Annotated in this window: 4 protein-coding genes and 3 tRNA genes; all 7 read right to left on the reverse strand. The window is 57.7% G+C overall.

What is annotated here, in order from left to right; all coding sequences use genetic code 11:
- Positions 1 to 92: GTP-binding protein (locus tag KY379_RS27015; protein ID WP_133295916.1), on the reverse strand; the 92-nt coding region annotated here is incomplete at its 3' end.
- A gap of 78 nt (positions 93 to 170) precedes the next feature.
- Positions 171 to 246 (reverse strand) — tRNA-Thr (locus KY379_RS27020).
- Positions 247 to 274: 28 nt separating this feature from the next.
- Positions 275 to 348: transfer RNA gene (locus KY379_RS27025), tRNA-Gly, on the reverse strand.
- A gap of 24 nt (positions 349 to 372) precedes the next feature.
- Positions 373 to 456 (reverse strand) — tRNA-Tyr (locus KY379_RS27030).
- 152 nt (positions 457 to 608) lie between these two features.
- Complete coding sequence (locus KY379_RS27035) at positions 609 to 1,034, reverse strand: hypothetical protein (protein WP_133330031.1); 426 nt, start codon at positions 1,032 to 1,034, stop codon at positions 609 to 611.
- A 7-nt stretch (positions 1,035 to 1,041) separates the two neighbouring features.
- Positions 1,042 to 1,791 carry a pantothenate kinase gene (locus KY379_RS27040; RefSeq protein ID WP_196174389.1) on the reverse strand — a complete coding sequence of 250 codons (750 nt, stop codon included), beginning with the start codon at positions 1,789 to 1,791 and terminating at the stop codon, positions 1,042 to 1,044.
- Positions 1,781 to 2,740, reverse strand: coding sequence for a bifunctional biotin--[acetyl-CoA-carboxylase] ligase/biotin operon repressor BirA (gene birA / locus KY379_RS27045; protein WP_196174388.1), 960 nt, complete (start codon positions 2,738 to 2,740; stop codon positions 1,781 to 1,783). The genes KY379_RS27040 and birA overlap by 11 nt, the downstream gene beginning before the upstream one ends.
- Between the last annotated feature and the right edge of the window lie 165 nt (positions 2,741 to 2,905).

Genomic DNA, 2,905 nt, shown 5'->3' on the forward strand with positions numbered 1-2,905 from the left:
GCTGCGGTCAGAGTGGTCTTACCGTGGTCAACGTGGCCGATAGTGCCGACGTTAACGTGGGGAAGGGAACGATCAAACTTTTCCTTAGCCATCGATACAATCCTCCGCAGAAGAAATAGTCTTGCGCTGATAAAACAAAGGCAGATATTTTCATATCTGCCTTGTTTATATGGAGCTCTTGAGCGGACTTGAACCGCTGACCTCACCCTTACCAAGGGTGTGCTCTACCAACTGAGCTACAAGAGCGAAACACTTGTGCAAAATCCAGCAAACTTGGAGCGGGTAGCGGGAATCGAACCCGCATCATCAGCTTGGAAGGCTGAGGTTCTACCACTAAACTATACCCGCGGAGCTTGCGGCTCTCGCTAAAACTGGTGGAGGGAGAAGGATTCGAACCTTCGAAGCTCTCGCAACGGATTTACAGTCCGTCCCCTTTGACCGCTCGGGAATCCCTCCAGATGTGGCCGGCATTCTATTTGTCTGCCGTCCTAGTGTCAAGCGCTTTTTCAAATTTTTTCAATCAAATCTGAAGCTTAGCTGCGCTTGCACCGCTTCCAGACCCATCACCTAAGTGCTGTTCCCTGTGAAGCGGGCGCCATTCTATCAAGCTATTCGCCAGTTGCAATACCCTCGCACAAAATAATTTTGTGTTTTAAGTCTTTGAAATCCTTGGAAAGACCTGCGATGACCGAGGGCTCCAGCAAACGCTCGCTTTGCGGGGCAATCTTCAGCCAGCGACCATCAGCACCAGGTAACTGCCCCGCGACCGGTTCGGCTTCGATATCGAGGCTGAGCAGGCGCTGACGCAGTGCATCCAACTGCTCCTGGCTACCCACGCCACCGATCACCAGACATTCATCCCGGCGCCGAGCCGGCGCCGACGCCCCCGTTTCGCGCAGCAGCCGAATTTCCTGCTGATTACCCTTGTACAACGACAAAGGTGCGACTTCCTTGACCTTCAGCGGGGCTTCCTGTTGGTGCCAGACGTAATAGAAGACGTTGAGCACCAGCAACAGCAGAAACAACCAACGCATAGTCACCTCAATCCAACGGACAGGCCATTGCCAGACCAACGAATACCAGATCGGGTACGACACGCGCCATGGGCACGGCGTCGCGTACCAGCGGCGCATCGCCACCGGTCAAGAACACAGTGAAGTCATCACCCCACTGCGCGCGCGCCTGCTCGAGCTGCGTGCGCGCGAACCCTTGAAGCATCAGCACACAACCACGCTCGACCGCTTCGACGGTGGAACGCCCAGGCTGCAGGCTGGTCAGGGCGCGCTCGGCGGACGCATCGTCATAGCGAATACGCCGAGTATGAGTGCGCAACTGGCTGCGCATCAGCGGCATTCCAGGACAGATGTATCCACCCAGATGCTCACCGTCAGCACTGACGAAGTCCGCCTTGGCCGCCGTCCCGAGATCAATGACCAGGCACGCTCCCTTTGCCAGATGGTAGGCACCCAGCACTGCAAGCCAGCGGTCCATGCCCAGGCGCTGATAGTCTTCGTAGCCATTACGAACACCCGCCATCTGTATCGCAGGCTGGGCGACCCGCGCCTGAACTCCGAATGCCTGGGCAATCAAGGTGCACAGAACAGCGGTCTCTTCCTCGCTGCGCACACTCACGATGCGGCAAGCCGTCAACCGGGCAGTGGCAAGACCGATCACCTCACCTAGCAGCGCCTGATCGGAGTCGACAATGCCTCCTCCCACCATCGTGGCTTCCGCCGTATGAATGACCCGCCATTTGATGAAGCTGTTACCGCAATCGAGCTCAAGAATCATCACGCAACCTCAAACTGAGCTCACCACCACTGAAGCTCTTTTCCACACCGTCGACATCAAGGCGTATCGCGCCCTGACCATCCACACCGAGGGCGATACCGTCAATCGTGGTAGTGCCTGCGATCAGCGAAACCTTGCGCCCCTGCCAGAGGTGCGACGCCTCCCACTCTTCCTGGAAAGCCGCAAAACCATAGCGCCGGTGGCGCGCCATTTCCCGCTGCAATTGCTCACCGAGCACAGCGACCAGTCGATTACGGTCGACCAATTGGCCCAGTTCGCGACGCATCGAGGTCCATTGTTGATCAACCAGATCGTTGACCTGCATATTCACGTTGATCCCGATCCCCAGGACGACGTGGCAGACATCGGCGGGATCTCCGACCAACTCCAGCAGTATGCCGGTGATCTTCTTCCCATCCACCAAAACGTCATTAGGCCACTTCAGCCCCACCTTCTCCAGCCCGAAGGCCTGAAGCGTGCGCATGACCGCCAGCCCCACCACAAGGCTCAAACCTTCGAGCTGGCGCATACCACCATCGATGCGAAGCACCAGGCTGTAGTAGAGATTCTCCGCGAATGGGCTCACCCAGTGGCGACCACGCCGACCGCGACCAGCACTCTGACGCTCGGCAAGCACAACGAAGGGCGCCGACTGGCCAACGGCGGCGAGGCGCAAACCCTCTGCATTGGTCGAGTCGATGGTTTCATGAATGAAGACCGGCCAGCACTCGCCCTCTGCAAAGCCGGCAATTGCCTGCTCATCCAGCAAAACCAGCGGTGCCGCCAGTTGATAACCGCGCCCACGCACCTTGTGAATGGTCAGGTTGAGCTCGCTCTCCAGGTGCTGCAGCTGTTTCCAAACGGCGCTGCGGCTCACACCCAGGGCGGCGCCCAGGGCTTCCCCGGAATGGAAGCGGCCATCCTTCAGAAGATTCAACAACTTCAGCATGCCAGTCTCGACTTGGAATAAGGCAGGCATGATACCTGTAGCCGCTGCCTCATGTCGCGGAAAGGGTGCTGGCGATGCGTGCATTCCAGGGCGATAAGCGCACAAAGACAAAACCCCTACCTGCTCGCGCAGATAGGGGTTTTGCGAAATGAATCTTGACGATGA

It is taken from the genome of Pseudomonas sp. HD6422 (genome assembly GCF_025377065.1).
GTDB lineage: Bacteria > Pseudomonadota > Gammaproteobacteria > Pseudomonadales > Pseudomonadaceae > Aquipseudomonas > Aquipseudomonas putida_U.

What these genes read in the sequence shown, in the direction of transcription:
- KY379_RS27040 (WP_196174389.1), bottom strand. Translation starts at nt 1,791, where the DNA reads ATGATTCTTGAGCTCGATTGCGGTAACAGCTTCATCAAATGGCGGGTC.
- birA (WP_196174388.1), bottom strand. Translation starts at nt 2,740, where the DNA reads ATGCTGAAGTTGTTGAATCTTCTGAAGGATGGCCGCTTCCATTCCGGG.
- KY379_RS27035 (WP_133330031.1), bottom strand. Translation starts at nt 1,034, where the DNA reads ATGCGTTGGTTGTTTCTGCTGTTGCTGGTGCTCAACGTCTTCTATTAC.